Below are 25,382 nucleotides of genomic sequence, written 5' to 3' on the forward strand. Positions count from 1 at the left end.
ATGAACCTGCCACCGGATCTTCTTTCCGACCTCGACGCTATGGCGGCCAGCGCCGGGCGCGCCTCGGGCTTTCTCAAGGGGCTGGCCAATCCGCAGCGCCTGCTGGTGCTGTGCTGCCTGGCGCAGGGCGAACGCCACGTCGGCGCGCTGGTTCAGGCGACGGGCATCGGCCAGACCTCGATGTCGCAGCATCTCGCCCGGCTCAAGGCCGAGGGCATCGTCGCCGTCCGCCGCGACCACCGCACGCTTTACTATCGCATCGCGCATCCGGCGGTGGCCGAGATCATGCAGGTGCTTTACCGCCACTTCTGCGAAGGAAAATCCGAATGACCCAGACGCTTGTTTCCGCAACCCAGGTCGCCCGCTGGCTGGCCGAGGGCAGCGCCGTGCTGGTCGACGTGCGCTCGGCCGAGGAATTCCGCGCCGAGCATGTGGCGCTGGCGGTGTCGGTGCCGCTGGACAGCCTGCCGGCGGCCTTGCCCGCCCTGGCCGGGCGGCGGGTGGTGTTCCAGTGCCAGCGCGGGACACGCGGCGCCTCGGCCTGCGCGCTTGCGGGCGCCCGCGATGGCGAGAGCTACAATCTAGAGGGCGGCATCGAGGCCTGGAAGGCCGCCGGCCTGCCGGTCGTCACCGCCTCGCGCGCGCTGCCGCTGTTCCGCCAGGTGCAGATCGCAGTCGGGCTGATCGTGCTGGCGCTGGTGCTGGCAGGGTTCGCGGTCGCGCCGGCGTTCTTTGCCCTGGCCGGGCTGATCGGCGCGATGCTGGCGCTGGCCGGCATCACCGGCTGGTGCGGCATGGCGCTGCTGTTGCAGCGGATGCCGTGGAACAGGGCGGGGGCGTGAGGGGCTAGATCGCGCGAAGGCCTTCTGTTGCAATCATGTGGCGAACACAGGACGTGCTCGCATGGCTCGAATTGCTGACGCTCGAACGGTCCTGCGCCCCCATCACCCCGCCTTGACCGCCGCGCTTTCCGGCAGTTCCTCGTCGAACAGGCGCTGATAGAACTCGGCCACCGTCTGGCGCTCCAGCTCGTCGCATTTGTTCAGGAAGGTCAGGCGGAAGGCATAGCCCACGTTGTCGCCGAAGATGCGGGCGTTCTGCGCCCAGGCGATCACCGTGCGGGGCGACATGACGGTGGACAGGTCGCCCTGCATGAAGGCGGTGCGCGTCAGGTCGGCCAGCGTCACCATCTGGTTGATGATCTTGCGGCCCTTCTCGGTGTTGTAGGTCGGGTTCTTGGCCAGCACGATGGCGGCCTCGGCGTCATGGCTCAGATAGTTCAGCGTCGAAACCAGCGACCAGCGGTCCATCTGGCCCTGGTTGATCTGCTGCGTGCCGTGGTAAAGCCCCGTGGTGTCGCCCAGGCCCACCGTGTTCGCCGTCGCGAACAGCCGGAAATACGGGTTCGGAGAGATCACCTCGTTCTGGTCCAGAAGCGTCAGCTTGCCCTCGGCCTCCAGCACGCGCTGGATCACGAACATCACGTCGGCGCGGCCGGCGTCGTATTCGTCGAAGACGATGGCGGTCGGGTTGCGCAGCGCCCAGGGCAGGATGCCCTCGTGGAACACCGTGACCTGCTTGCCGTCGACCAGCTTGATCGCATCCTTGCCGATCAGGTCGATGCGGCTGACGTGGCTGTCCAGGTTCACCCGCACGCAGGGCCAGTTCAGCCGCGCCGCGACCTGCTCGATATGGGTCGACTTGCCGGTGCCGTGATAGCCCTGGATCATCACCCGGCGGTTATAGGCAAAGCCCGCCAGAATCGCCAGGGTCGTGTCCGGGTCGAACTTGTAGGTCGGGTCGATCTCGGGCACGCGGTCGGCGCGTTCGGCAAAGCCCTTGACCTTCATGTCGCTGTCAAGGCCGAAGACCTCGCGCAGGTCGATTTCCTCGGTCGGTTTCGCGTTCACGTCCAGCATCGTCGGGCCCTTTCCTCGCATCCGGCCCTTGATTGCGCATTCGGGCAGCGCGCGCAAGCGCCAGCAGGGATGAACCCGTCTTGCCCTCGTCGCGTTCCGTGGTCACTCTGGAACAGGAAACAACGGGACAGGTGACGGATGAGCGGATTGCTGGCGCTGCTGGATGACGTGGCGGGGATCGCCAAGATCGCGGCGGCCTCTGTCGACGACGTGGCGGGGCAGGCGGTCAAGGCCGGGGCCAAGGCGGCGGGCGCGGTGATCGACGACGCGGCGGTGACGCCGAAATACGTCCACGGCTTCACCGCCGCGCGCGAGCTGCCGATCGTCTGGCGGATCGCGCGCGGCTCGTTCTTCAACAAGCTGGTGATCCTGCTGCCCATCGCGCTGCTGCTCTCGGCCTTCGCGCCCTGGCTGATCACGCCGCTCCTGATGATCGGTGGCGCCTATCTGTGCTTCGAGGGCGCCGAGAAGGTCCTCCACGCGCTCAGCCACCACCAGGTCAACGAACCCAAGCTGACCGTCACCCCCGAAGGCGCGGCCGGGCTCGAGGAAACCCGCGTCAAGGGCGCGATCAAGACCGACTTCATCCTGTCGGCAGAGATCATGACCATCGCGCTGGCCACGATCCCGACCGACGACACCATCTGGCAAAAGGCGTTGATCCTGGCGGTCGTGGCCATCGGCATCACGGTGGCGGTCTACGGCTTCGTCGCGCTGATCGTGAAGGCCGACGACGTGGGCCTGCATCTCGCGCAGCGGGGCGGCGCGACGGCGGGACTGGGGCGCGGCATCGTGCGCTTCATGCCCGGCTTCATGAAGGTGCTGACGATCGTCGGCACCGCCGCGATGATCTGGGTCGGCGGCCAGATCGTGGTGCACGGGCTCCATGTCCTGGGCCAACACCAGCCCTACGAATGGATCCACCACATGGCCGAGGCCGCGGCCCAGGCCCTTCCCGCCGCCCCGGGCGTCGCTGCCTGGGTGACGACGGCCTTCTTCGACGGCATCCTGGGCCTCATGCTGGGCCTTGTCCTGATCCCCGTCGCGAACCACGTCATCACCCCCGCCATCGGCGCCGTCCGCGGCGCCCTCGGCCGGGCCTGAGACAGCGCTTTCACCGTTTTCCAAATACCCACCCCGACCCGGTGGCGCCGGGCCGGGCGCCGCCCCGCTTGCCCTTCGCCCCGCCGCGGCCTAAGCCTCTGCCATACGAGTTGGAGGACAGCCATGCCGATTCCCGCCGCCGCCAGCGATGCCCTGGCTCGCCTGCTGGGTCCGCGCTTCTCGCAGGCCCAGGCCGACCGGGACCTGCATGCCCAGTCCGAAACCGCCCATGCCGCGCCCCCGCCCGATGCCGTCGCCTGGCCGCTCTCGACCGACGAGGTCTCGGCCATCCTGGCCCTCTGCCACGAACACCGTGTGCCGGTCATCGGCTGGGGCACCGGCACCTCGCTCGAAGGCCATGCGCTGGCGACCCAGGGCGGGCTGGTCCTCGACCTGATGCGCATGGACCGCGTGCTCGACATCCGCCCGGGCGATCTGCAGGCCGATGTCCAGCCCGGCCTCACGCGCGAGGCGTTGAATCAGGACCTGCGCGCCACCGGCCTTTTCTTCTCGGTCGATCCCGGCGCCAACGCCAGCCTCGGCGGCATGGCCGCGACCCGCGCCAGCGGCACGACGGCGGTGCGCTACGGCACCATGCGCGACAACGTGCTGGCGCTGCAGGTCGTCCTGGCCGACGGCCGCGTGATCCGCACCGGCACCCGGGCCGCGAAATCCAGCGCCGGCTATGACCTGACCGGCCTTTTCGTCGGGTCCGAGGGCACGCTCGGCATCATCACCGAACTGACCCTGCGCCTGCACGGCCAGCCCGAGGAGGTGGCCGCCGCCGTCTGCGCCTTCCCGACGCTCGACGCGGCGGTCGAATGCGTGACCATGACCATCCAGTCCGGCATCCCGATGGCGCGGATCGAATTCGTCGATGCCGACGCCGCGCGCGCCTTCAACGCCTTCTCGGGCGCGGCCCTGCACGAACAGCCCCATCTGATGGTCGAATTCCACGGCTCGCCCGCCTCGGTGGCCGAGGACGCGCGCCGCTTCGGCGAGCTTGCCGCCGAATGCGGCGGGCAGGGCTTCGACTGGGCGACGACGCCGGAACAGCGCGCGCAACTGTGGCGGATGCGGCACGGCGCCTATCGCGCCTGCCTGGCGCTGCGCCCGGGCGCGACGGCGGTGGTGACGGATGTCTGCGTGCCGATGTCGCATCTGCCCGAAGCCGTCGCCGCGGCGGCGGCCGACATCCGCGCCGAGGGGCTTCTGGGCCCCATGGTCGGCCATGTCGGCGACGGCAACTTCCATTCCCAGATCCTGGTGATGCCCGGCGACGCGGCCGAGCTTGGCGCCGCCAAGCGCGTCGCCCTCCGCATGGCCGAGCGCGCGCTGGCGGTCGGCGGTACGATCAGCGGCGAACACGGCATCGGCATCGGCAAACGCCCCCTGATGGCCGCCCAGCACGGCGAGGCGCTGGGCCCGATGCGCGCCATCAAGCAGGCGCTCGATCCCCACGGGATCATGAATCCGGGCAAGCTGATTCCGGATTGAGGGATAGGGCCAGCGGGACGCCTTCGCTCAAATTGCTTGGGGCGAGGCTATGGCAGGGTCCCAGGTTCATCCCTGCCCTCTATCAGATGGGCGTCGGGATGATCTGCTGGATGTCGATGATCAACTCCTGTTCCAGCTCAAAGGGCGTGACCTTGACGCACTTTACCTCGATCCCGCGGCTCAGGAGCCAAAGCACCGCCGCCGTCACCTCGCGCCGGAGGTTCACGGCGATGGATATCTGGTAAAGGTCATCTGGTGGGACGGCCGGGCGGCCTGCATGTTCATGAAGTGGCTTGAGCGGGGCCGGTTCGTCTGGCCCTCGGCCAGGGAGGGCAAGGTGGCGCTGACACCGGCGCAGTTGTCGATGCTCCTGGAAGGGATCGACTGGTGTGCCCCGGCGCGGAGCTGGTGGACCTGTTCCGCCCTCCCTATGGCGTCGATATGTTGCACGGGCATTTGCAGGAGTGCCGGGGTTGCGGCCCGGAGCGGGACCGAAATGGACAGCAACGAAGCGCATAAACCGTCCGCGCGTCTGATACCGGCGTCCCGCGTTCAGCGGGTCGCAGGCGTTTCCTCAGGTCTGGCGAAAACCGTCCGCAGCATGGCGTCGGCGACGCGCAGCGCGTTGGCGGCAATGGTAAGAGAGGGATTGGTGCCGCCGCTCGTGGGCAGGAACGATGCGTCCACCACATAGAGATTGGCCGCCTCATGGGTCCGGTTGTTGCGGTCCAGCACGCTTGTCGCCGGATCATCGCCAAAGCGGCAGGTGCCGCAGACGTGGCCCAGCATGGCGTTCAGATGCGCGCGATGGATCGGGCGAACCCGGAAATCGGACAGGCTCTGGCCGATCAGACGGCGGAAGCGGGCAAGCCGCTCCTGGTCGGCCGGCGGGATCTTGTAGGCAAGCCGGATGGCCCGGCCATCCTCGCCCAGCGTGATCCGGTTTTCCGCATGGGGAAGGTCTTCGAGGAAGCTGACGAAGATGTGGCTGCGCCGAAGCATCCGCGCCACCTGCCATTCCACCGCCGGGCGGGCCAGCGGCCAGAGCGCGTCGAACGGGCCGATATGCGGACGCCAGTCGGCGCGCAGGCCAGCGGCAACGATACGGGCTGGTGGCATGCGTCCATTGGCCTGGAGCGTCCCCAGCTTGGTGCCTTCGTGATGGTAGAAATCATTCAAGGCCAGCTGCTTGACTGGCCCTGGCTCGGCCCGAGCACGGGTGCGCACCAGATAGTAGTCGATCAGATGACGCATCAGGTTGCGCCCGACCTGACCCGAGCCGTTTGCCAGCCCTCCCGCCCCGCCGGACCGCAGAAGGAGCGCGGGCGAATGCACAGCGCCTGCCGCAAGCGCGACTATGCGGCCCTTGATGAAGACCGCTTCGCCCTGCCAGCTGGCTTCGACGCCCACCGCCTCTCCGTCCCGTGCGCGGATCCGTTCGACGGTGCAGCCGGTCAGCAGATGCGCCTTGCCGCTGGCCAGCGCGGGTTTCAGGCAGGCCCGCGCGCTGTCGTTCTTGCACGCCATTGGGCAGAGAAAACCCAGACATTCGCGGCAGCCGTCGCGGTATTCGCAGGCCATCGGCACATGATAGGGATGCAGGCCGCGCCCGCGCAGTCCCTGGGCCAGTTCGCGGCTGACGGCATGAAGGGGCGGCGGTTCCTTGATGCCCCTTGCGCCCGCGCCTTCGTGCAGCGGGTCCGGCGTTGCGCGCACGCCGTAAAGCGCCTCGGCGCGGGCATAGAAGGGCGCCATTTCGTCATAACTGACCGGCCAGCGCTCTGGCAGGTTTGCGCCGCCGGATTTCGGGAACCAGTCGCCGGGGGCGAAGTCCGAGGGAAAGAAGCGCTCCATCACCATGCCGTAAAGCGCGCTGCTGCCGCCGGTTCCGATGCCCAGCAGGGGAAGGATCGGCTTTGCCTCACCCGAGGACACATCCGAGATCGGCGCGTCCAGGCGGCCGGCACGACGCCTCTCCTCGGAGTTCGGGCCTTCGGGGCGCGCAGGGACGAGGGCCTCCAGCCAGTCGCCCGCGATGCTTCCGGCCGCTCCGTTGAACTGTCCGCGCTCCAGGAACAGGACCGACAGGCCGGCCTGCGCCAGCGCATGGCCCAGCGTCGCCCCGCCGATCCCGGTGCCTACGACCACCGCATCCCAGACGCGGTCGATCAGGGCGCGGGCCTCGTCCTGCAGAGTTTCCATGGCGTCAGATCATAAGTTCGATCAGGAACGGACCGGGCTGCGCGAAGCTTTGGCGCATCAGGTCCGCGCAGCCTTCCAGCGTTTCGGTGCGTGCGGCCTCGACACCCATGCCATTGGCGATGTGCAGCCAGTCGATCGATGGGTTCGACAGGTCAAGCATGTTCATCGCCGTCGGCCCGGCCACCGCTCCGACGCCGCCATATTCGCCTATCAGGATCTGGTACTTCCGATTTGACAGAATAATGGTGGTGACGGGAAGCCGCTCGCGCGCCTGGGTCCAGAGCGATTGCAGCGAATACATCGCCGAGCCGTCCGCCTGAAGACCGATCACGCGGCGTCCGCCGCCCGCCACGGCGGCACCTGTGCCCACCGGCAGGCCGTCACCGATGGCGCCGCCGGTCAGGTGCAGCCAGTCATGCGGCGGCGCGCCATGCGTTTCGGCGTAGAAGCCCCGACCATAAGAGATGCTTTCGTCCGAAATGATCGCATTCTCGGGCATCACCGCCGCCACCGTACGGGCCAGCCCTTCGGGGGTGGGGGCGCCGGTGGCGATATCGGGCCGCGGCGCGGCAGCGGGAGGCGCGACTTTCGGCGCACCAAGGGCCTCGGCCAGCGCGGTGAGCGCCGCCACCTCGTCCTGCTCGGGGCGGGTGAGAATATGGAAGACCGCCGCCGGATCGTGGTGGATCGAAGGTTGGCCGGGATAGCCGAAGAAGCCCACCGGCGGCCGCGCGCCGACGAGGATGATGTGGGTGAAGCGCGCAAGCCGCGCCTTGGCTGCGGCCAGGGTATAGGGCACGCGCTCGATCGGCACGCGGCCCTGCCCGCGGCTCATGCGGGCGCAGACATATTCGGCCAGGATCTCGGCGCCGGTGGCCGCGGCCACGCGATAGGCCGCTTCCTGCGCGGTCGCCAGAGTGGCGCGGCTTCCCAAAAGGATGAGGGTCGACCCAGCGTGCTCGCGCAGGATGCGTGCCGCGCCATCCACGGCATTGGCATCGACCGGCGGCGGCGCAAGATCCGGGAAAGGCTGTGCCACCTGTCCGCCCCCGTCCCATGACGCATCCGAAGGCAGGATCAGGGTCGCGATGCCGCCACCATGGCGGCGGGCGATCTGCATCGCCATCGCGCCATCCCGACCCACTTCGGATGCGGCGGCGCTTGTCCGCACCCAATCCGAGGCTGTGCGGGCCAGCGCCTCGGTGTCTGCAGTCAGCGGTGCGTCGAACGGGCGGTGCCAGGTCGCCTGGTCGCCGACGATATTGACCATGCCGCTGCGCGCGCGGCGGGCGTTGTGCAGGTTCCCCAACCCGTTCGCGAGACCGGGGCCGCAATGCAGAAGCGTGGCGGCAGGCTTGCCCGAAATCCGGTAATAGCCGTCCGCCATGCCGGTAACGACGTTCTCTTGCAGGCCAAGGACGCAGCGGATGCCGGGAATCTGGTCCAGCGCCGCGACGAAATGCATCTCGCTTGTGCCGGGATTGGCGAAGCAGGTTTCAATCCCGCCGGCGATCAGCGTCTTTACAAGGCTTTGCGCGCCGTTCATCCCATTCTGCCTGTCGGTCATTCTGACGCCTTCCATCGGTCTTTGGCTGCGATCCAATCATGTCCTGCCCGGCTGCGCCCGGATCATGCCGCCCCGGATTTAGTCGGCGCGGGGCGGCCGTGGCACAGAACGACGCCGCGCGCCGCCATGTCGTCGATCCGCGCCGCGTCGTAGCCCAGCACCTCTTGCAGCACGCTCCGCGTATCCTCGCCCAGAAGCGGTGGGGCTTTGACTGCCCTGCCTTCCTGCGCGGCAAGGCCATGGGCCGGGCGGATCAGTGCCACCGGACCGAGTTCGGGATGCTGAAGCGTCTGCACCACGCCGCGCGCCCGGACGGCGGGGCTGTCAAGCGCCTCGGCCACGGTCTTGACCTGCCCGGCGGGTACATCGGCGCGCAGGCAGGCGTCGATCCAGGATGCGCAATCCCGCTGCCTGAAGATCTCCACCAGGATCGGCAGCAGGTCGTCGCGATGCAGGGCGCGCTGGTGCGACGTCAGGAAACGCGGATCGCGGGCCAGATCAGGGCGGTCGATCACCTTTTCGCACAGATCCTTGAACATCCGGTCGTTGCCAACAGCCAGCGCAAAGGTGTCGTCCGCGGCATCGAACAGCTGATAGGGGACGACGGTCGGATGGGCATTGCCATAGCGTCCGGGGATGATCCCTGCATTCAGATAGCCTGTCCCCACGTTGATCAGCATGGTCAGGGTCGTCTCAAGAAGCGCGACGTCGATCTTCTGGCCTTGGCCGGTGGCCTTGCGTTGGTAAAGCGCCGCGAGGATCGACTGCGTCGCCACCATGCCGGCCACCACATCGGCGAATGCCACGCCCAGCCGGTTCGGTGGGCCGTCCTTCTCGCCGGTGATGGACATCAGCCCGCTTTCGGCCTGCATGATGAAATCGTATCCGGGCCGATTGCGGTCGGGGCCGGTCTGGCCGTAACCCGAGATCGAGCAGAGAATGATGCCTGGATTCACGGACCGCAGAGCGTCATAGCCGATCCCCAGCCGGTCAATGGTGCCGGCGCGGAAATTCTCGACCACCACATCGGCACGGGCCGCAAGATCCAGCACGATCTGGCGGCCTTCGGGTGCCTTGAGGTCGACGGCGATGCTGTTCTTGCCGCGATTCGCGCAAAGATAATAGGTGCTGACACCCTTGTAGCTCGGGACCGACCAGGCGCGGGTATCGTCTCCGCCTCTGATGTTCTCGATCTTCCAGACCTCTGCTCCAAGGTCGCCCAGACTCATCGTGGCCCATGGCCCCGCAAGCACCCGGCTCAGATCCAGAACCTTCACATCTTGAAGTGGCAGGGCGGCCTGTCTTGGCATCTTGGTTCTTCCCTTCCCGGCGGCCGTCTCGACCGAACTTGAACGACACGTTGCAGATTTCCATCGGCAGGTCAATAAAATGAAATTATATTTTGTTTTCGTAGACAGTGATGCGCTGACGAACCGGGGGTGGCGTTGACCTTGTGCGGGGCTTTCGGCATCGTGGTCGTCCGGCAAATAGACGGCGCCCGAATCCGGTGCCGACACTTGGGGATGATCATGGAACGCGGCATGCGAGACGGGGATGAGGCCGACGCTCCCGAGCCGGAATCCGCTGCCTCCGCCACGGTTCGCCCGCGCGTGACGCGCCGCAAAAGCCGGACGCTTTCGGTGGAACACAAGGCCCGGCGTCCGCTGCAGGCCCGCAGCCAGGAACGGTTCGATCAGATCCTCGCCGCACTCGAAGAACTGCTTCAAACGGCGCATGTCGCAGACATCAGTTTCAATGACATCGCGGCGAAGGCGGGGATTTCTCCTGCCTCCATCAACTATCTCTTTCCTTCGATGGCTGCGATCCAGATCGAACTTGCGGGGCGCTACCTGCGGCAATCGACCGATTTCATCCTGCAGACCAGAGTCGAGATCGAGGCGCAGGACAGCCCGCGCTGGCAGGACTGGCTGACCAGGCTGGCGACCGCCTATCGCGACCATTGCAACCAGAACCGCCATGTTGCCGAGATCATCCTGGGCCCGGCGCTGCATCACGACACGCGGCGGGCCGCGGCCGAGCAGAACCGCCAGCTTGCCGCCGAGATTAGCGCGGCCTTCCACCAGTTCTATCGGATGCCCGATATTCCCGAACTGGCCGAATACATGCGATATACGATGGACTGCATCGATGCGCTCTGGGCGCGCTCCTACTCGCAGCGGGGCTATGTCGATGACGACACCTTCCGTCACGGGGTGGCCATTCAGCTGACATATCTGCGCACGATCCTGCCGGAGACCCTGCTGCCGCGACGCTGACGCGACTCACCTGAGCCATTCCTGATCTTTGTCAAATTTTTGCCTGTCCTGCTGTGCTTGGCCAAGCACCTGGCTTTTTGGAGGGGGTGTTTGGCAGAAAAAGTGGTGGCCAAAAGCATTCATATAAAAAATCAATGTCTTGAAGATAGATCCGGACTGCCGGACCGAGCTTCCCGGGCGGCAGGTCGTGGCATTTTTGAAAAATGGAACTAAAGTTCTCTATTGATCGATCCGCAGCCATTTTCTAGCTTAAAAACAGATTTCACCAATGCGACCAGTACAGGGCCCCATTGCGAGATCGGGAAGAAGGCGGCCGGTAAAGGCCGCACGGGATCAATCACCATCAGAGAGGATCTGAACATGGCTAGCGTGAACCGACGGACCTTCCTTACGACCGCCGCATCCGCGACGGCGCTCCTGGCCAGCCCGGCCCTGGTCCGCGAGGCCCGTGCATCGTCGGGGGTCATCAACTACATCGGCTGGGCCGGGCTCGACTATTCCCCCGTTTTCGACGGGTTCGAGAAGGCGACGGGCATCAGGATCAATCTGATCGCCCAGCCCGAGCAGGACACCATGCTGGCGCAATGCCGTCTGGCGGTGCAGGACGGGTCCGGCGATATCGCACTGCCTGGCCACCAGTCGCTGCCTTCGTGGTACAGTCTCGACATCGTCCAACCCTTCGACACCACGCGTTTTGACGTGACGAAGTATCTGCCCGGCATGACCGGCACCGTCGAAGGGGATGTCGGCTGGCACAATGGCGCGATGCACTTCGTCCCTTCCTCCTGGGGAACCGAAGCGCTGATCTATCAGGCCGACGATCCGAACAGCGCTTACGGCACAGCAAGCCTCGAACACCTGTTCTCGCCGGATTATCAGGGCATGGTGACGGTGCGCGCCCATTCCGCGCTTGCCGCGCTGGGCCGCGTGCTGGAGGCGCAGGGAAAGCTGCCGATGCCGTTCCGCGACAGCTATGCTTCGGAACAGGCGATGCGACAGGTCTGGGATGTCATTCTTGCCGAGGCGATTCCCCGCAAGCGCAGCGTCGGCCAGTTCTGGGGCAGCGAGACCGAGGCGCAGGGCGCGTTTCTGGCCAACGGCTGCACCTTGGGTCTGAACTGGGAATCGACGGGGCAAGCCATCGCGTCCGAGGGCTTCACCTTCATCGCACCGAAAGAGGGCGCCTTTGCATGGAGCCAGGGCTATGTGCTGCTGAAAAATGCAAGGAACACCGACCAGGTCTATGAATTCCTGAAATATGTGTCGGACCCTGCGGTTGCGGCGCTGGTCGGCGTGGCCGAGGGCGCAAGCCCGGTCATCAAGGGATCGACGGAGCTTCTTCCGCCTGAAATCGCGGAATTCCAGGCCAAGGCCTACCCGGGTGACGCGGTCGAGAAAATGTGGTGGTGGCCGCCCCAGGACACCTGGTTCCTGAAGCTGCGCGGCGAATATGCCGACAAGTGGCGCTCGGCCTGAGCCGACCTTCGTGGGGTGGCGGCCTTGGCGCTGCCGCCCATCCTTTCTAGTCAAACAGGAGAATGCGCAGAATGTCCGAAGGCGTCAGTCTCGAGAATGTCCGCGCCGACTTCGGCTCTTTCCGCGCAGTCGATGATGTCAACGTAACCATCGGCGCGGGCGAGTTCTTCTCGTTCCTTGGGCCGTCCGGCTGCGGCAAGACCACGCTGCTGCGTATGGTTTCGGGCTTTGTCACGCCCTCGGCGGGACAGATCCGCATCGCGGGGCGCGACATGGCGGGGATCGGGCCGAACAACCGCCCGACCGCGCTGATCTTCCAGAATCTCGCCCTTTTCCCGCTGATGAGCGTGTGGGAAAACATCGCCTTCGGGCTTGAGGTGCGTGGGGTGGACAAGCGCCGCCGTCGCAGCCGCGCCGAGGAGCTGCTGAACCTGATCGAACTGCCGGATGCGGCCGACAAGATGGTCAGCCAGCTGTCGGGCGGGCAGAAGCAACGCGTGGCCATCGCCCGCGCGCTTGCAGTGGAGCCGCAGGTGCTGCTGCTGGACGAACCGCTTTCCGCGCTGGACCTCAAGCTGCGCCAGCATATGCGCACAGAGCTGCGCGCCATTCAGAAGCGGACGGGTGTGACCTTCATCTACATCACCCATGACCAGGGCGAGGCCCTGGCGATGTCCGACCGCGTCGGCGTCATGAACAAGGGCCGCCTTCTTCAGGTCGGCACCCCGGAAGAGATCTACAACCGGCCCGAGAACGGCTTTGTCGCCTCTTTCGTCGGCGAGAACAACCGCATCGCCGGCAAGGTGGCAGGCCGCCAGGGTGACACCGTGATTTTCGACACCGCTTTCGGTCAGTTGCGCGGGCAGGGCGGGGCCGACATGCGGTCGTCCGGGCCGATCCTCTATGTCCGGCCCGAGAATATCCGGCTGTCCGACAGCGCGGCGGCCGGGAACGCAATTCCGGTCATGATCGAAAGCGTCGCCTTCGAGGGCAACTTCATCAACGTCCATGCCCGCCATGACAGCGGGCAGGCATTCATCGCACAACTGCGCAACGAGGTCGGTCTGTCGGTGCCGCCGGTCGGTGCGCGGCTTTTCCTGGGCTTCGCTCCCGACGCGGCGCGGGTGCTCGACGGCAGCCCCGCGCAGGGAGAGGCGGCATGACCGAGCTGACCCGCCGCTACGGCACTCCGATAGGCATTGCCATCCTTCTTCTGGCGGCCTTCTGGATCCTGGTTCTTGTCGTCCTGCCGAACCTGCAGCTTTTCGAGCAATCGTTCCGTCCTTCACTGCCGCCGGGCGAGCAGGGTGGACCAGCCGATGTCTATTCGCTGGACAATTACGCGATCATGGTCTCGACCAATTCGACGACGCGGGTCTGGTTCATCGACATGCCGATCCACCTGTTCATTTTCCTGCGGACCATCTGGCACAGCTGCCTTGTCACGCTGGTCTGCCTGGTCCTGTCCTATCCGGTGGCCTGGTGCCTGGCTTTGGTGATGTCCCCCCGGTCCGTCCCGACGATCCTGATGCTGCTGGCCATTCCCCTGCTGGTCAGCGAACTGCTGCGCGCCTTCTCGTGGTACATCATCCTTGCCTTCCAGGGCCCGCTGAACGGTATCGGCGCCTGGTTCGGTCTGCCGAAGGTGCGCTGGATCTCCGGCTCGACCGGGATCGTGGTGACGCTTATCTATACCAACATCCTGCTGATGGTTCTGCCGATCTACAACAGCCTCTCGACGCTGGACCGCAACCTGATCGAGGCGGCGCGCGACCTTGGCGCCAGCGGCTGGCAGGTGCAGCGGCGGATCGTCATGCCGCATGCCAAGACCGGGATCGCCTCGGGATGCACGATGATCTTCATGTTCTCGGTCGGCTCGGTGGTGATTCCGATCATGATGGCATCGCCGGATTCACGCTGGTTCACCGAAGTCATCACCCAATGGATGTTCGAATCGCAGGACTGGCATACCGCCGCGGCCTATGCCTTCATCCTTCTTGTCACCTGCACCGTCTTCGTCGCGCTGATGATGCGGCTGTTCCGGGTGCAGCTTGCCGATATTGCGAAATAGGCACCCAAGATGACAAAAAGCACTTTTGCACGCGCTGTCCTTTACGGTTATGTGGCGCTCTTTCTTGCCTATATGCTGCTGCCGCTGGTGGTGACGGCCGGCGCCGCCTTCAATGACTCGCGCTTTCCGTCGGTAATTCCCTGGCGGGGGGCGACGTTGCGCTGGTTCGTCGATTTCTGGCACGATGAGCAGATGTGGCGCGCGATCCGGAACACGGTCTGGGTCGGACTGACGGTGGTCGTGCTTGCCCTTCCGCTTGGAACGGCCGGCGCGCTGTTGATCACCAGCGTCAGTGGGAAGCTGCGGATCCTGTGCTACGGGCTCATGGTCGCGCCCATGCTGACGCCCGGCGCCGTCATCGGTATCGCAACACTTCTGTTCTGGGCGAACTACGGTGTGTCGGCCGGGCTGCATCTGTCGGTGTTGGGGCAGACCTCCTATATTGCGACCTTCGTCATGCTTCTTGTGCTGGCGCGGTTGCAATCCTTCGACCGGGCGCTTGAAGAGGCGGCCCTGGACCTGGGGGCAACCCACGGGCAGGTGATCCGCCGGATCCTGCTGCCGCATCTGATGCCGGCGCTGGTCGGCGGCGCGGTCGTTGAGTTCTTTCAGTCGGTCGAGAACTTCAACGTCACCCTGTTCACGCGCGGGAACTCGGACACGCTGATGGTTTATGTCGGATCGAAGGTCCGCACCGGCATCACCCCCACGATCAACGCGCTGGCAGTGGTGCTGATTGCCATCGCCGTGCTGGGCGCCCTGGCCTATGAGCTGAAGCGCCGGTCGGTGGAGCGCCGCATCCGCGCCGACGAGCGCAAGGCCCGTCAGGCCGAGCTGATCGAAACCCGGGGATGAGATCGGGCGCAAAGCGCCCGACCGTCATGCATCGAGATCGAGGCGCGGGGTCATCTTCGCGGCGATGCGGCGGTTGCCGCGGCGCCGGTCATAGATCACCTTGCGCGCGACCGCAGAGCTCAGCAGGAAAGGCGGCCAGCGCCGCTTGGCGCGCGCAAACAGCCACAGCCGGCTTGCCTCGCCGTCGGGCGACAGCGCAAGCTCGGCCAAGGTCCTGCCGTTTCGGAAGCCGATCGCCATGCCGTGACCCCAGCAGCCACAGGCATAAAGAATGCGCGGATCACGGGCGATTCCAAGGTGCGGCGTCCAGTCGGCCGTAATCGAAATCGGGCCGCCCCAGGTCTGCGCCGTCTTCAGATGCGCCAGCCGCGGGAAGAACGTGCCGACCACCTTGCTGCTTCTCAGCGGGGCATGGACCTCGGGCATCAGGGCGCGATCGGAGGGCGCATGCGTGTTGTAGCCTCCCACCCAGAGCATCCCACCCTGCACCGTGGGCGCGAACGAGAAGAAAAGCTGTGACAGGATGTTCACCCCGGACCGCCTCGGCCATCCGGCAGCCTGCCAATCGGCTTCGGACAGGGGCTCGGTGATCGTGCCGCGTACGATCAGCGGATATTGCGCGCGCGTCAGGCCAAGCGCCTGCGCCCCGCCCAGAAGATGGGTATAGGCGTTCGTCGCCAGAACAAGGCGATCCGCCTCGAGCGCGCCCTGTCCGGTTTCGATCCGCACCCTTGGCCCGTCCGTGCCGATCGTCGCAACCGGACTGTTTTCGAACAGTTGTACGCCGCGCCGCAGTGCCGCCGCCTTCAGCCCTCGTACCAGCTTGAGCGGGTTGAACTGTCCGCCGCGCGGATCGTAAAGCGCACCGCCGATCAGCGGGCTGTGCAACTCCTCCTCGACCTGCGACGGGTTCAGATAGTGCAGATGCCCGCCATGGCCGACCTGCTCGAATATCCTTTGGTAGCGCTCGATCTCCGCGTCTCCCTCGACCCGCAGGGCCGCCTTCAGATAGCCGGTTTCGCGGAAGTCGTAATCGAACCCTTCGGTGGCGGCGACGGATTTCATCGCCTCGATGCCTTCATTCACATAGGTCAGCGCCTGTCCCACCTTTTCGGCGCCGTGGCGCCTGACCTGTGCGCCAAGATCGCCGCCGCCGAATGTGACCAGAAGCTGCCCCGCATTGCGGCCGCTGGCGCCGTAACCCGCGACCTCGGCCTCGAGCAGCGCGACCCGGGTGCCGGGGGAGGCGCAGGCGAGATGGTAGGCCGTCGAAAGCCCGGTCACGCCTCCGCCCAGGACGCAGACATCGACGCGCATGTGACCCCTGAGCGGCGGCTCTGGCGCGCAGGGGTCCGCGGTCTCGTGCCAATGCGACCGCGAGCGGTAAAATCCGGCGGCCTCAGGCCTGTCAGCAAGCATTCTGTGGTCCTCTCATCTTGGGGTGGCGCCGGTAAGTGGTCGGCAGTCTTGTCCCGATCGCACGGCGGGATGGCGCTATAATTCAACTTATATCAGAAAAAGTAAGGGCCTATCCAGAGATTCCGGGATGGGGATCTAGATGGCCAAGGCGGAATTCGGCTTGATGAGGCGAAACAATCCGCGATCATGGCAGAAGAATGAGTGAAATTACCTAGAACATTTTCCAAATCTGCGAAAAATGGAAAAAATGCCCGATATCTTCGGGCGCAAGGCGGAATGATCTTGCCAAGACCGGATGACTTCGCCAGTATTTTTATATAATCAGGTATTCTGAAGGACGGAAGCCCCCTCGATGGCAGAAAACCCCTATCCCCTGCTTACCTCGCCGCTGGTGATCGGCAAGGTTGCCCTGCGCAACCGGATGGTCTTCACCGGCCACAATTCGAAATTGCAGGAAGGCGATGGGCTGATCGGCGAGCGCTACATTGCCTATCAGGTGCGCCGCGCGCGCGGCGGTGCCGGTCTGCAGGTGCTGTGCGGGGCCACCGTCAACGACATGAGCCTGACCTCGCAGGACCAGCTTCGTCTTTCGGATGACGCGGCAATTCCCGGCATCCAGCGGATGGTCAGGGCAGTCTCTGACGCGGGCGGCATCATCTTTGCCCAGTTGCTGCACCCCGGCCGCGAGATCTATGAAACCGCGGACGGCACGCGTCCCCGGGCCTATTCGGCCTCCGAGGTGCGCAGCCAGCGCTTCTTTGTCGTGCCGCGCGCGCTTACCCTCGACCAGATCCGCGAGACCATCGCCGATTACGCCACCGCAGCGCAGCGCGCCGTGCGCGCCGGGGTGACGGGGATCGAGATCGTCGCCAATCAAGGCAATCTTCCAGCGCAGTTCCTGACCGAGTCGACCAATACCCGCACCGACGAATATGGCGGCTCACGCGAGAACCGGCAGCGCTTCCTCGTCGACGTGACGCGGGCCGTGCGCACGGCGATCGGGCCGGATGTCGCGCTGGGGGTGCGCATCTCGGTCTCGGATATGGACAATGTGGGGCTTGGAGAGGACGACAGCATCGCCATGTGCCGCAGGCTGGATGAGGAGGGGCTGGTCGATTACCTGCATGCCGTGCTGGGAACGCCGGCCACGCGGGCGGGTGCGATGCACATCGTCGCGCCCATGCACGAGCCTACGGGCTACATGACCCCCTATGCCCGCCGCGTGAAGGAGGTCGTGCGAGTCCCCGTGATCGCGACCGGCCGCTATAATTCCCCGCAGGCCGCAGAGGAGGCGATCCGGTCGGGCGCGGCGGATGCCTGCGGCATGACCCGCGCGATGATCTCGGACCCTGACCTCGGCATCAAGCTCATGGAGGCACGGCCCGACGATGTCCGCGCCTGCATCGGTTGCGTTCAGGCCTGTATCGGTCATTTTCAGAAGGGCTATCCGGTGTCCTGCATCCAGTATCCCGAAACCGGGCGGGAACTGACGCTCGGGGCCTATGGACAGGCGGCGGCGCCGCGCCGGGTTCTGGTGGCGGGCGTCGGGCCCGCGGGCATGAAGGCCGCGGCGGTCGCGGCAAGCCGGGGGCATCGCGTGACGCTGTGCGAGGCCGGACCGCAACTCGGCGGCCAGGCCCTTCTGGCGGCACGGCTGCCCGGCCGGGCGGAGTTCGGCGGCCTGGTGACGAACCTTCAGCGCGAACTCGAACAGCATCAGGTCGAGATACGCCTGCGCAGCCATGTGACCCGCGAGATGGTCGAGGCGATGGCCCCGGATGCGGTCATCATTGCCACCGGCGGCAAGGCCGAGGTGCCGCAGGATGACATGCTGCAGGACATGCAGATTGTCCATGCCAACGATATCATTGCCGAGACGGTGCGCCCGGGTGGCCGGGTGGTGATCGCCGATGCAACCTCGGACTGGGTCGGATCGGGCGTGGCGTTGCAGCTTGCGGCGACCGGGCACAAGGTGACGCTTGCCGTCACCGGCCCGATGGCTGCCGAGGCTGTGCCTCCCTATGTGCGCGACGCGACGAACGGCCGCCTGTTCGAGGCCGGGGTGGATGTCGTGCCCTATGCGCGGCTTTTCGGCGCGATGGCCGGTTCCGTCTTCTTCGAACATGTCGTCGCGCTTCGCCCGATCGAAATCGAGAGTGTCGACACCCTGGTCATCTGCAACGGCGCCATCGCCGAGCGGGGGCTGGAAAGCGACCTGGCCGGCTGTGTCGTCGAAACCCATGTCATCGGCGATTGCTGGTCCCCCCCGCACGGCCGAGGAGGCCGTCTTGGAAGGGCTGAAAATCGCCGCCGCCCTCTGACCAACCATCTGGAGTTTCGGGAAGGAGCCAGAATTGAGCGTCACGATCGAAAAGCACTATTTTACCGGCAATGGTCGCGTGCCGAACTCGCGCCTGCCACTGCTGATCTACCGACAGGTTCTGCGCGGTCCCGAGAAGGCCATCGAGGATGCGTTGCGGCTGAACCGCTGGGTGCCCAACTGGTACTCCGGCGAGGGCATGTGGCCGCATCACCATTTCCATTCCGAAGCCCATGAGATCATCATGGTCACCGCGGGCACGCACAAGGGCAAGTTCGGCGGCCATGACGGCCGGGAAGCCACGCTTCATGCCGGCGACGTGATCGTGATTCCCGCAGGCGTCGGGCATATGGGGCGGGGCATCAGCGACGATCTCAAGGTCACCGGCGGCTTTCCGCTGTCGAATGGCATCGTGGATTTCCGCTACGGCCTGCCCGACGAATACGACGACTGTGCCCGCCGCGCCGCCGAAGTGCCGCTCGAATCCTTCGACCCGTTCTTCGGGCTGGGCGGTCCGCTGGCGCAGATCTGGGCCGATGCCGACCGCGGCGTCAGACGGCCCGAACCCGAGCAATACGACCCCGCTCTCATGACCTACCTTGCAGCCTGATCCGCCCATCACGGACCGATTTCGGAGAATGCCATGACCATGAAACAGACCAAGGCCGAAAGCTTCGACGTGCTGGCCCATCAGGAAGAATATGCCCGTGCCAGCGCGGGGGGCGAGGATGCCGACCACGTCGCGAACCTGCAGTTCCTGCGTGACCAGCTTTTGCGCAAGCGGCGCTTTCTTGCACAGGACGCGGTGACCTATCCGATCACCTACATGGGCAGAGCGCTGGATGTGGCGCGATTGCAGCCGGTGATCGACATGCTGGACCGCGCGATCGAGGAAGAGCGCGGCCTTGCGGCCAGGGCTGGTAAGTGACAGCGCGCGCCCGGTACGCCCGCGCCGGAAGTCATCCCGTCGGCAGGAACGTATTCCCATGATCCGCAGCTTCCATCACGTGGCCCTTGCGACCCGCGACCTGGACCGCCTCGGCGATTTCTACATCGCGCATTTCGGCTTCGCCGCAGGGCCGACCTTCGGCTGGCAGGTCGGTCAGGGTCCGGTCGCGGACCTGCTCATGGGTCTGCAAGGTTCGGGCGCCGAGGTCCGCCTGCTGACCCGCGACGACATCTGCCTCGAGCTCTTCCGCTTCGATGCCCCCCTGCCGAGCGCGCCGGTCGCTGAACGCGGGCTTCACGAAACGGGCGTATCGCATCTGTGTTTCGTGACCGATGACATTGCGGCCGACCACGCCAGGCTGACGGCTGCGGGCTGCCGGTTCTATTCCGAACCGCAGGATCGCATCCATCACAGGATCGCCTATCTGCGCGACCCCGATGGCAATGCGATAGAGCTTCTGGAAATTCTGTCGGGTCCGCACCCTTTCGGCTGGGTCCGGCCTGAAAAGCGCCGCGAACCCGGGTGGGAATGACGGGTTGCCCGGCGTCTGCACCGCGCCGCGTCTGCGGGCAAGGCCGGAGAAAGGCACGAATGTGCAGGCAGCCTGCGGCCTCGGATCCGAATTGAAAGTGGGAGCAATCTCATGAGCCATGATTTCATCATTCTCGGCGCGGGCTCGGCTGGCTGCATTCTGGCCGAACGGCTCTCTGCCGACCCGAATGTCAGCGTGGCCCTGCTGGAGGCGGGGCCGTGGGACTGGAATCCGCTGATCCACCTGCCGATGGGCGCGCGCAAGCTGTTCCAGTACAGCAAGTACCAATGGGGGGATCTGTCCGAGCCGGAACCATCGGCGGGTGGCCGGCGGATGCCCGTCCCGCATGGTCGCGTCATCGGCGGGACAGGCTCGCTCAACTTCATGGCCTTCGTGCGGGGCAGTCCTGTGGATTTCGACCGATGGGAGGCCATGGGCGCAACGGGATGGGGCTATGAGGCCGTTCTGCCGTGGTTTCGCAGACTGGAGGACTGGCAGGGCGGCTCATCGGCCTGGCGGGGTGCGGGCGGCCCCATCCATGTCGAACGCCCGGCGACGAAGGACCCGATTGCCGACGCCTGGCTGAGCGCCGCGCAAGAGATCGGCCTGCCGGTGGTCGAGGATTACAACGGTCCTTCATCCGAAGGGATGTCGCGCCTGCAATATTCGGTGCGGCGCGGGCGCCGGTCGAACTCGGCGACGGAGTATCTGAAGCCTGCCCGCAAGCGACGCAATCTGACGGTGCTGACCGGCGCTCATGTCACGCGCCTTGTGCTGGAGGGTGGACGGGCGACGGGGGTCGAATACCGTCGCGGCGGCCGGAAGTGTCGGATGGAGGCCCGGCAAAGGGTCATCCTGTCGCTTGGCGCGATCAACACGCCGCAGCTTCTCATGCTTTCGGGGATCGGCCCGGCAGATCACCTGCGCCAACTGGGGCTGCCGGTCCATGCCGATCTGCCGGTGGGAGAGGGGCTCGAGGATCATCTGGCTTTCCCCATGGTATGGGAACGCAACGAACCCGATCCGTTCCACATGTTCCTGCGCTTTGACCGCGCCGCCTTCAATGCCCTGCGCGGGTGGTTCCTGCGCTCCGGGCCGATGGCGGGAATGCCGGGCGGGTTGACGGCGTTCGTGCGGTCCGGCCCCGGTGTCGATGAGCCCGACATCCAGCTTGTCATCCCCCTCATGTCGCCCGAGGCGGATGTATGGTGGCCCTGGAACCGCCCTGCGCGCGGGGCCTATTCGCTCAAGGTGAACCTGGTGAACCAGCGCAGTCGCGGCACGGTCCGCCTGCGATCGGCCGATCCGATGGCGCGCCCTGCCATCCGCTATGAAAGCCTCAGCGATCCCGCCGATGTGGAGGCCATGCGGCGCGGCTACCGGCTTTCGCTTGCTCTGGGAAACAGCCGGGCGATGGCCTCCTTCCGCAAGGGATCGACGGTGATCGGAGGCGAACATGCCACAGACGAGGCGATCGACGCCTATATCCGCGAAACATCGTTCCAGCAGTATCATCCCGGCTGCACCTGCGCGATGGGCAAGGTCCTCGAGCCCGACCTGTCGGTGCGGGGGATCGCGGGGCTGTCCGTCGTCGATGCCTCGGCCATGCCAGCGCTGCCAAGAGGCAACATCAATGCGGTGGTCATGATGATGGCGCTGGCCACGGCCACGCGGCTGGCAGACGGTTGAAACCGTCTGCCGCAACCGCTTTCTGAAAACGGCCACAGGCGCCTTCATCTGCACGGCGCTCCGCCCCGCCTATTGGCCGCTGCGGCAGATCGCTGTCCACGATCCGCGCCGATGATCTGGCCGTATCGCCAAGGGTCACGCCGATGCACGACAATCCCGGCATCGAAGCCGTCGTTCAGGCGTGCCGGGTGTTTCCAGCAAAGATCGTCCCGGCCCGGATCGTGCAGCGCAAGGCCATCGCCATAAGTCATCCCCGGAACATGTCGGAGCGCGCGCCTGCATCCGGTCAGTTCGGAACAAACACGCGCCCGGGCGAGAGGCGCAGCGGAAGGATTTCAGCGCTGGTCGCAGCGGGCAAGGACCGCGCGTATCGTGCCCAGCGACGCCGGTTCGTCAAGAAGGTTGGAATGACCGCGACACTGCACATGCACCAGCGTGCAATCGGGCAGCGCATCGGCCATCTTCTGGGCCTGCTCCCGTGAAAGATAGTCCGAATTCTCGCCCCGCAGCAGCGCGACCGGGCAGGTCAGCCGCGCAAATTCCGGCCAGAGCGTCGGGGTGTCGGCCTTGAACCGCTTCAGCTCCTCAAGCCACAGGGGGTCGAAATCGCGTACATACCCCTGGCCGCGATCCGCATAGATCTGCCGCGCATAGACCCGCCAGTCCTCGGGGCCGAAGTCGGGGAAATGCGGCGCCAGAGCATTGCGCAGCTTCTCTGCCGCCTCGTCCAGCGTGTAGCTGCCGTGATCGGCGTTCGCGATCATCTTCTTGCCCGAGGGAGAACTGGTTTCGGTGCCGGTATCGTTGGCGATGATGCCCACCACCCGGTCGGGCTGGGCCGCGCCCATGCGCCAGGCCATGAATGCACCAAGCGCAAGGCCCGCAAGGACCATCCGCTCGATTCCCAGATGCCCTGCCAGCGCCCAGACATCCTCGATCAGCCTGTCGAAATGATAGGCCGAGGCGTCACGCGCCCGCGCAGCCTTGCCCCTTCCGCGCGTGTCGATGGTGACGATGCGCCGCTCGTCGGCAAGCAGGGGGGCCACGCGGTCGAAGTCGCGGGCCGTGCGCATGAAGCCCGGCAGATAGAGGATCGGCGCGAGGCCCTTGTCCTCGACAGGCCGGTAATCGGTATAGGCGATATCGAGACCGTCGCCGACATCGAACGTGCTTTCGGTGACGGTGTAGCGGGATTTGCGCATGGGATCTCCTTGGGTGGCTGGCGGACCGTCGCGAGGGCCGGCCGGTTTCGGGTGAGGACGGGCTTGGTGCGTCGCGCGGAGCACGCCGGCCTGGTGCCTGACACGTCCGACATGTGGCCGTGGTTCCTGAAGTGGCAATGGAAGGTTGGCACGACCCCCGATGAAGATCAATAATTTTTTAGAATATAATTTCATTTACTATAATGATTGCTGCCGGCACGTCTCGAGCCGCCGAAAATATAAATGGAACTAAATTTCATTTCATTGACCTTGGTCTGGAAAGTTGCGATGAAATGGCCTGTGGCGCGCCGCCCGGCATCGTCGAAGGAGGACAGGGAAATGGGCATTTCGATCAGGACCGAGGCAGGACTCGCCATCGTGACGATAGACAACCCTCCGGTGAACGCCCTGTCACGGCGGGTCCGGGCGGCGCTTGTGCAGGCGGTTGCGGACCTGGACGCGGACGACGAAGTCCGGGCGGTTGTTCTGGCCGGAGCGGGCAGGCTGTTCGTCGGCGGCGCGGATATTGCCGAATTCGACCTTCCCCCGCAGGAGCCGCATCTGCCCGACCTGCTGCATGGCATCGAAACCGCGCGCAAGCCCTGGATCGCAGCCTTGCGCGGCGCGGCGCTTGGGGGCGGGCTGGAGATCGCGCTGGCCTGCGCCTTTCGGGTGGCGACGCCGGATACGCGTCTTGCCCTGCCCGAGGTCAACCTCGGGATCATACCCGGCGCGGGCGGCACGCAGCGGCTGCCCCGCCTGATCGGCGTCGAGGCGGCCGTCGGCATCGTGGCGGAAAACCGGGCGCTGGATGGCCGGCAGGCGGTGGAACTGGGGTTGGTCGACCGCCTGGCCGAAGGCGACCTGATCGAAGAGGCCTGCGCGCTGGCGCGGGAGTGGGCGGATCGGCCGCGCCCGACTGCGGCCATCGCACGGAATGTCACGGCGGATGCGGAGTTGTGGTCCGCAGCCGAGACGCGGATCGCGCGCGCGGCGAAGGGCAACCCCGCTCCGCTGGAAGCCCTTCGCGCCATGCGCCTGGGCGTGGATGAAGGGGCTGCCGCCGGCCTGGCCCATGAACGCGAGGCATTCCTGCGGCTGCGCGCCGCTGACGAGGCGGCGGCCCTGCGGTACCTTTTCTTCGCTGAGCGCGGTGCGCACCGTCCGGCCGCGCTGAAGGGAATACAGCCGCTCGATCTGCATCAGGTGGGCTTCGTCGGGGGCGGCACCATGGGGTCCGGAATCGCGGCCGCCCTTCTGGCCGCCGGGCTTCGGGTCACGCTGTCCGAGCGCGACGACACGGCGCTTCAGCGCGGGCTTGAAACCGTGCGCGGGCTGGTCGAAGCCGTGGCGAAGCGCGGCCATCTGCCGGACGCCGCCGTGCGCGACCGGCTGGACCGGCTGGAAGGCTGCGTCGGCCTGGCCGCCATGGCCGGCTGCGATCTGGTCATCGAGGCGGTCTTCGAAAAGCTCGAGGTCAAGCGCGCGGTCTTTGCCGAACTCGGTCGTCTTTGCGGGCCCAGGACGATATTCGCCACGAACACCTCTTATCTTGACCCACGCGTCATAGCCGAGGGCCTGCCGGGGCCGGAGCGGTTCCTGGGGCTGCACTTCTTCAGCCCCGCGCATGTGATGAAGCTTCTGGAAATCATTCCGACCGATCGCACCGCGCCCGAGGTGCTGGCCACGGCTTTCGATCTTGCACGCCGGCTGGCCAAGATCCCGGTCCGCGCCGGTATCTGTGACGGTTTCATCGGCAACCGCATCCTGCGCCGTTATCGCGCCGCCGCCGAGGCGCTGGTGCGCGAAGGCGTTCCGATCGCCGATGTCGATGCCGCGATGCGGGCTTTCGGCTGTGCCATGGGTCCCTTCGAGATGCAGGACATGGCCGGGCTCGATATTTCCTGGATGCTGCGTCAGGCCGCCCGCGAAAGGGGCGAGACCGTGCCCGAGGAAGCCGGCGACCTGCTGGTCGCGGCGGGTCGCAAGGGGCAAAAGACCCAGGCAGGCTGGTATGACTACCGGCCCGGTGACCGGACCCCGCAGCCCTCTGCCGAGGCGGCGCGGATCATCGCTCCCTTGGTTTCGGGGGAACTGACGCTTTCAGGAACTGCCATTGCCGACCGTCTTGTCCGCGCCATGGCCGAGGAGGGCAGGGCGATCCTGGACGAAGGCATCGCCACGAGGCCCGAAGACATCGACCTGGCCGAAGTGCATGGCTACGGTTTTCCCAGGATCAAGGGCGGGCCGATGTTTCTGGCAAGCCGCGATGCGCCGCGCGAATGACGGGCTCGCCGCTGCGTC

At 65.9% G+C, this 25,382-nt stretch carries 22 protein-coding genes and 1 pseudogene; 16 read left to right on the forward strand and 7 right to left on the reverse strand.

Features of this window, described 5'->3' with window-relative positions:
* Positions 1–330 carry an ArsR/SmtB family transcription factor gene (locus BU28_RS0112525; protein ID WP_198406656.1) on the forward strand — a complete coding sequence of 110 codons (330 nt, stop codon included), beginning with the start codon at positions 1–3 and terminating at the stop codon, positions 328–330.
* Entirely contained in the window at positions 327–842 is a 516-nt protein-coding gene (locus tag BU28_RS0112530) for a rhodanese-like domain-containing protein (RefSeq protein WP_028719789.1), read from the forward strand. The genes BU28_RS0112525 and BU28_RS0112530 overlap by 4 nt, the downstream gene beginning before the upstream one ends.
* 102 nt (positions 843–944) lie before the next feature.
* Here the strand turns inward: BU28_RS0112530 and cobS are convergent, their stop codons facing one another.
* Positions 945–1,919: a cobaltochelatase subunit CobS gene (gene cobS / locus BU28_RS0112535; RefSeq protein WP_028719790.1), complete on the reverse strand. Its 975-nt coding sequence runs from the start codon at positions 1,917–1,919 to the stop codon at positions 945–947.
* Positions 1,920–2,057: 138 nt separating this feature from the next.
* On the opposite strand from cobS, the gene BU28_RS0112540 reads away from it, so the two are divergent.
* Both BU28_RS0112540 and BU28_RS0112545 read left to right on the forward strand, forming a co-directional pair.
* Entirely contained in the window at positions 2,058–3,023 is a 966-nt protein-coding gene (locus BU28_RS0112540; RefSeq protein ID WP_028719791.1) for a DUF808 domain-containing protein, read from the forward strand.
* Positions 3,024–3,146: 123 nt separating this feature from the next.
* The gene (locus BU28_RS0112545) at positions 3,147–4,520 is read left to right on the forward strand and encodes an FAD-binding oxidoreductase (protein WP_028719792.1); all 1,374 of its coding nucleotides are present in this window, start codon (positions 3,147–3,149) and stop codon (positions 4,518–4,520) included.
* Between the two features lie 82 nt (positions 4,521–4,602).
* Here the strand turns inward: BU28_RS0112545 and BU28_RS26330 are convergent, their stop codons facing one another.
* Positions 4,603–4,746, reverse strand: coding sequence for a hypothetical protein (locus BU28_RS26330; RefSeq protein WP_233144994.1), 144 nt, complete (start codon positions 4,744–4,746; stop codon positions 4,603–4,605).
* A 6-nt stretch (positions 4,747–4,752) separates the two neighbouring features.
* On the opposite strand from BU28_RS26330, the pseudogene tnpB reads away from it, so the two are divergent.
* Positions 4,753–4,929, forward strand: a pseudogene (gene tnpB / locus BU28_RS26335) (IS66 family insertion sequence element accessory protein TnpB); the annotation flags it as partial.
* A gap of 143 nt (positions 4,930–5,072) precedes the next feature.
* Here the strand turns inward: tnpB and BU28_RS22900 are convergent.
* The 3 genes from BU28_RS22900 to BU28_RS0112570 all read right to left on the reverse strand — a co-directional run bounded on the left by BU28_RS22900 (position 5,073) and on the right by BU28_RS0112570 (position 9,599).
* Positions 5,073–6,722 carry a GMC family oxidoreductase gene (locus BU28_RS22900; protein WP_051578178.1) on the reverse strand — a complete coding sequence of 550 codons (1,650 nt, stop codon included), beginning with the start codon at positions 6,720–6,722 and terminating at the stop codon, positions 5,073–5,075.
* Positions 6,723–6,726: 4 nt separating this feature from the next.
* On the reverse strand, positions 6,727–8,289 hold the full coding sequence (locus BU28_RS0112565; protein ID WP_233144991.1) for an acetolactate synthase large subunit: 1,563 nt from the start codon (positions 8,287–8,289) through the stop codon (positions 6,727–6,729).
* Between the two features lie 62 nt (positions 8,290–8,351).
* The gene (locus BU28_RS0112570) at positions 8,352–9,599 is read right to left on the reverse strand and encodes a CaiB/BaiF CoA transferase family protein (protein WP_028719795.1); all 1,248 of its coding nucleotides are present in this window, start codon (positions 9,597–9,599) and stop codon (positions 8,352–8,354) included.
* A gap of 219 nt (positions 9,600–9,818) precedes the next feature.
* On the opposite strand from BU28_RS0112570, the gene BU28_RS0112575 reads away from it, so the two are divergent.
* From BU28_RS0112575 to BU28_RS0112595, 5 genes are all read left to right on the forward strand, one after another.
* Positions 9,819–10,565: a TetR/AcrR family transcriptional regulator gene (locus BU28_RS0112575; RefSeq protein ID WP_158212785.1), complete on the forward strand. Its 747-nt coding sequence runs from the start codon at positions 9,819–9,821 to the stop codon at positions 10,563–10,565.
* A gap of 222 nt (positions 10,566–10,787) precedes the next feature.
* Positions 10,788–12,041, forward strand: coding sequence for an extracellular solute-binding protein (locus BU28_RS0112580; RefSeq protein WP_143809722.1), 1,254 nt, complete (start codon positions 10,788–10,790; stop codon positions 12,039–12,041).
* Between the two features lie 71 nt (positions 12,042–12,112).
* On the forward strand, positions 12,113–13,204 hold the full coding sequence (locus BU28_RS22905) for an ABC transporter ATP-binding protein (RefSeq protein ID WP_036762824.1): 1,092 nt from the start codon (positions 12,113–12,115) through the stop codon (positions 13,202–13,204).
* On the forward strand, positions 13,201–14,112 hold the full coding sequence (locus tag BU28_RS0112590; RefSeq protein WP_028719798.1) for an ABC transporter permease: 912 nt from the start codon (positions 13,201–13,203) through the stop codon (positions 14,110–14,112). Before BU28_RS22905 ends, BU28_RS0112590 begins: the two co-directional genes overlap by 4 nt.
* Before the next feature lie 72 nt (positions 14,113–14,184).
* Positions 14,185–14,967 carry an ABC transporter permease gene (locus BU28_RS0112595; RefSeq protein WP_198944951.1) on the forward strand — a complete coding sequence of 261 codons (783 nt, stop codon included), beginning with the start codon at positions 14,185–14,187 and terminating at the stop codon, positions 14,965–14,967.
* 24 nt (positions 14,968–14,991) lie between these two features.
* Here the strand turns inward: BU28_RS0112595 and BU28_RS0112600 are convergent, their stop codons facing one another.
* Positions 14,992–16,284 carry an NAD(P)/FAD-dependent oxidoreductase gene (locus BU28_RS0112600; protein ID WP_028719800.1) on the reverse strand — a complete coding sequence of 431 codons (1,293 nt, stop codon included), beginning with the start codon at positions 16,282–16,284 and terminating at the stop codon, positions 14,992–14,994.
* Between the two features lie 454 nt (positions 16,285–16,738).
* On the opposite strand from BU28_RS0112600, the gene BU28_RS22910 reads away from it, so the two are divergent.
* The 5 genes from BU28_RS22910 to BU28_RS0112625 all read left to right on the forward strand — a co-directional run bounded on the left by BU28_RS22910 (position 16,739) and on the right by BU28_RS0112625 (position 21,876).
* Positions 16,739–18,943, forward strand: a complete 2,205-nt coding sequence (locus BU28_RS22910) for an oxidoreductase (protein WP_051578179.1) — start codon at positions 16,739–16,741, stop codon at positions 18,941–18,943.
* Complete coding sequence (locus BU28_RS22915; RefSeq protein ID WP_051578180.1) at positions 18,906–19,316, forward strand: cupin domain-containing protein; 411 nt, start codon at positions 18,906–18,908, stop codon at positions 19,314–19,316. The genes BU28_RS22910 and BU28_RS22915 overlap by 38 nt, the downstream gene beginning before the upstream one ends.
* Positions 19,317–19,349: 33 nt before the next feature.
* Positions 19,350–19,634 carry a hypothetical protein gene (locus BU28_RS0112615; protein ID WP_028719801.1) on the forward strand — a complete coding sequence of 95 codons (285 nt, stop codon included), beginning with the start codon at positions 19,350–19,352 and terminating at the stop codon, positions 19,632–19,634.
* A 58-nt stretch (positions 19,635–19,692) separates the two neighbouring features.
* Entirely contained in the window at positions 19,693–20,187 is a 495-nt protein-coding gene (locus BU28_RS22920) for a VOC family protein (RefSeq protein ID WP_051578181.1), read from the forward strand.
* A gap of 111 nt (positions 20,188–20,298) precedes the next feature.
* Entirely contained in the window at positions 20,299–21,876 is a 1,578-nt protein-coding gene (locus BU28_RS0112625) for a GMC family oxidoreductase (protein ID WP_028719802.1), read from the forward strand.
* Between the two features lie 335 nt (positions 21,877–22,211).
* Here the strand turns inward: BU28_RS0112625 and BU28_RS0112630 are convergent, their stop codons facing one another.
* Positions 22,212–23,078 (reverse strand): alpha/beta fold hydrolase, encoded by an 867-nt coding sequence (locus BU28_RS0112630; RefSeq protein WP_028719803.1) that lies wholly within the window; start codon positions 23,076–23,078, stop codon positions 22,212–22,214.
* 339 nt (positions 23,079–23,417) lie between these two features.
* Here BU28_RS0112630 and BU28_RS0112635 point away from each other — a divergent pair, with 339 nt between their 5' ends.
* Positions 23,418–25,364 (forward strand): 3-hydroxyacyl-CoA dehydrogenase NAD-binding domain-containing protein, encoded by a 1,947-nt coding sequence (locus tag BU28_RS0112635; protein ID WP_028719804.1) that lies wholly within the window; start codon positions 23,418–23,420, stop codon positions 25,362–25,364.
* Positions 25,365–25,382 lie beyond the last annotated feature (18 nt).

It is taken from the genome of Paracoccus yeei ATCC BAA-599 (genome assembly GCF_000622145.1).
Classification (GTDB): domain Bacteria; phylum Pseudomonadota; class Alphaproteobacteria; order Rhodobacterales; family Rhodobacteraceae; genus Paracoccus; species Paracoccus yeei.

What these genes read in the sequence shown, in the direction of transcription:
- BU28_RS0112525 (WP_198406656.1), top strand. Translation starts at nt 1, where the DNA reads ATGAACCTGCCACCGGATCTTCTTTCCGACCTCGACGCTATGGCGGCC.
- BU28_RS0112530 (WP_028719789.1), top strand. Translation starts at nt 327, where the DNA reads ATGACCCAGACGCTTGTTTCCGCAACCCAGGTCGCCCGCTGGCTGGCC.
- cobS (WP_028719790.1), bottom strand. Translation starts at nt 1,919, where the DNA reads ATGCTGGACGTGAACGCGAAACCGACCGAGGAAATCGACCTGCGCGAG.
- BU28_RS0112540 (WP_028719791.1), top strand. Translation starts at nt 2,058, where the DNA reads ATGAGCGGATTGCTGGCGCTGCTGGATGACGTGGCGGGGATCGCCAAG.
- BU28_RS0112545 (WP_028719792.1), top strand. Translation starts at nt 3,147, where the DNA reads ATGCCGATTCCCGCCGCCGCCAGCGATGCCCTGGCTCGCCTGCTGGGT.
- BU28_RS22900 (WP_051578178.1), bottom strand. Translation starts at nt 6,722, where the DNA reads ATGGAAACTCTGCAGGACGAGGCCCGCGCCCTGATCGACCGCGTCTGG.
- BU28_RS0112565 (WP_233144991.1), bottom strand. Translation starts at nt 8,289, where the DNA reads ATGACCGACAGGCAGAATGGGATGAACGGCGCGCAAAGCCTTGTAAAG.
- BU28_RS0112570 (WP_028719795.1), bottom strand. Translation starts at nt 9,599, where the DNA reads ATGCCAAGACAGGCCGCCCTGCCACTTCAAGATGTGAAGGTTCTGGAT.
- BU28_RS0112575 (WP_158212785.1), top strand. Translation starts at nt 9,819, where the DNA reads ATGGAACGCGGCATGCGAGACGGGGATGAGGCCGACGCTCCCGAGCCG.
- BU28_RS22905 (WP_036762824.1), top strand. Translation starts at nt 12,113, where the DNA reads ATGTCCGAAGGCGTCAGTCTCGAGAATGTCCGCGCCGACTTCGGCTCT.
- BU28_RS0112590 (WP_028719798.1), top strand. Translation starts at nt 13,201, where the DNA reads ATGACCGAGCTGACCCGCCGCTACGGCACTCCGATAGGCATTGCCATC.
- BU28_RS0112595 (WP_198944951.1), top strand. Translation starts at nt 14,185, where the DNA reads ATGCTGCTGCCGCTGGTGGTGACGGCCGGCGCCGCCTTCAATGACTCG.
- BU28_RS0112600 (WP_028719800.1), bottom strand. Translation starts at nt 16,284, where the DNA reads ATGCGCGTCGATGTCTGCGTCCTGGGCGGAGGCGTGACCGGGCTTTCG.
- BU28_RS22910 (WP_051578179.1), top strand. Translation starts at nt 16,739, where the DNA reads ATGGCAGAAAACCCCTATCCCCTGCTTACCTCGCCGCTGGTGATCGGC.
- BU28_RS22915 (WP_051578180.1), top strand. Translation starts at nt 18,906, where the DNA reads ATGTGGCCGCATCACCATTTCCATTCCGAAGCCCATGAGATCATCATG.
- BU28_RS0112615 (WP_028719801.1), top strand. Translation starts at nt 19,350, where the DNA reads ATGACCATGAAACAGACCAAGGCCGAAAGCTTCGACGTGCTGGCCCAT.
- BU28_RS22920 (WP_051578181.1), top strand. Translation starts at nt 19,693, where the DNA reads ATGATCCGCAGCTTCCATCACGTGGCCCTTGCGACCCGCGACCTGGAC.
- BU28_RS0112625 (WP_028719802.1), top strand. Translation starts at nt 20,299, where the DNA reads ATGAGCCATGATTTCATCATTCTCGGCGCGGGCTCGGCTGGCTGCATT.
- BU28_RS0112630 (WP_028719803.1), bottom strand. Translation starts at nt 23,078, where the DNA reads ATGCGCAAATCCCGCTACACCGTCACCGAAAGCACGTTCGATGTCGGC.
- BU28_RS0112635 (WP_028719804.1), top strand. Translation starts at nt 23,418, where the DNA reads ATGGGCATTTCGATCAGGACCGAGGCAGGACTCGCCATCGTGACGATA.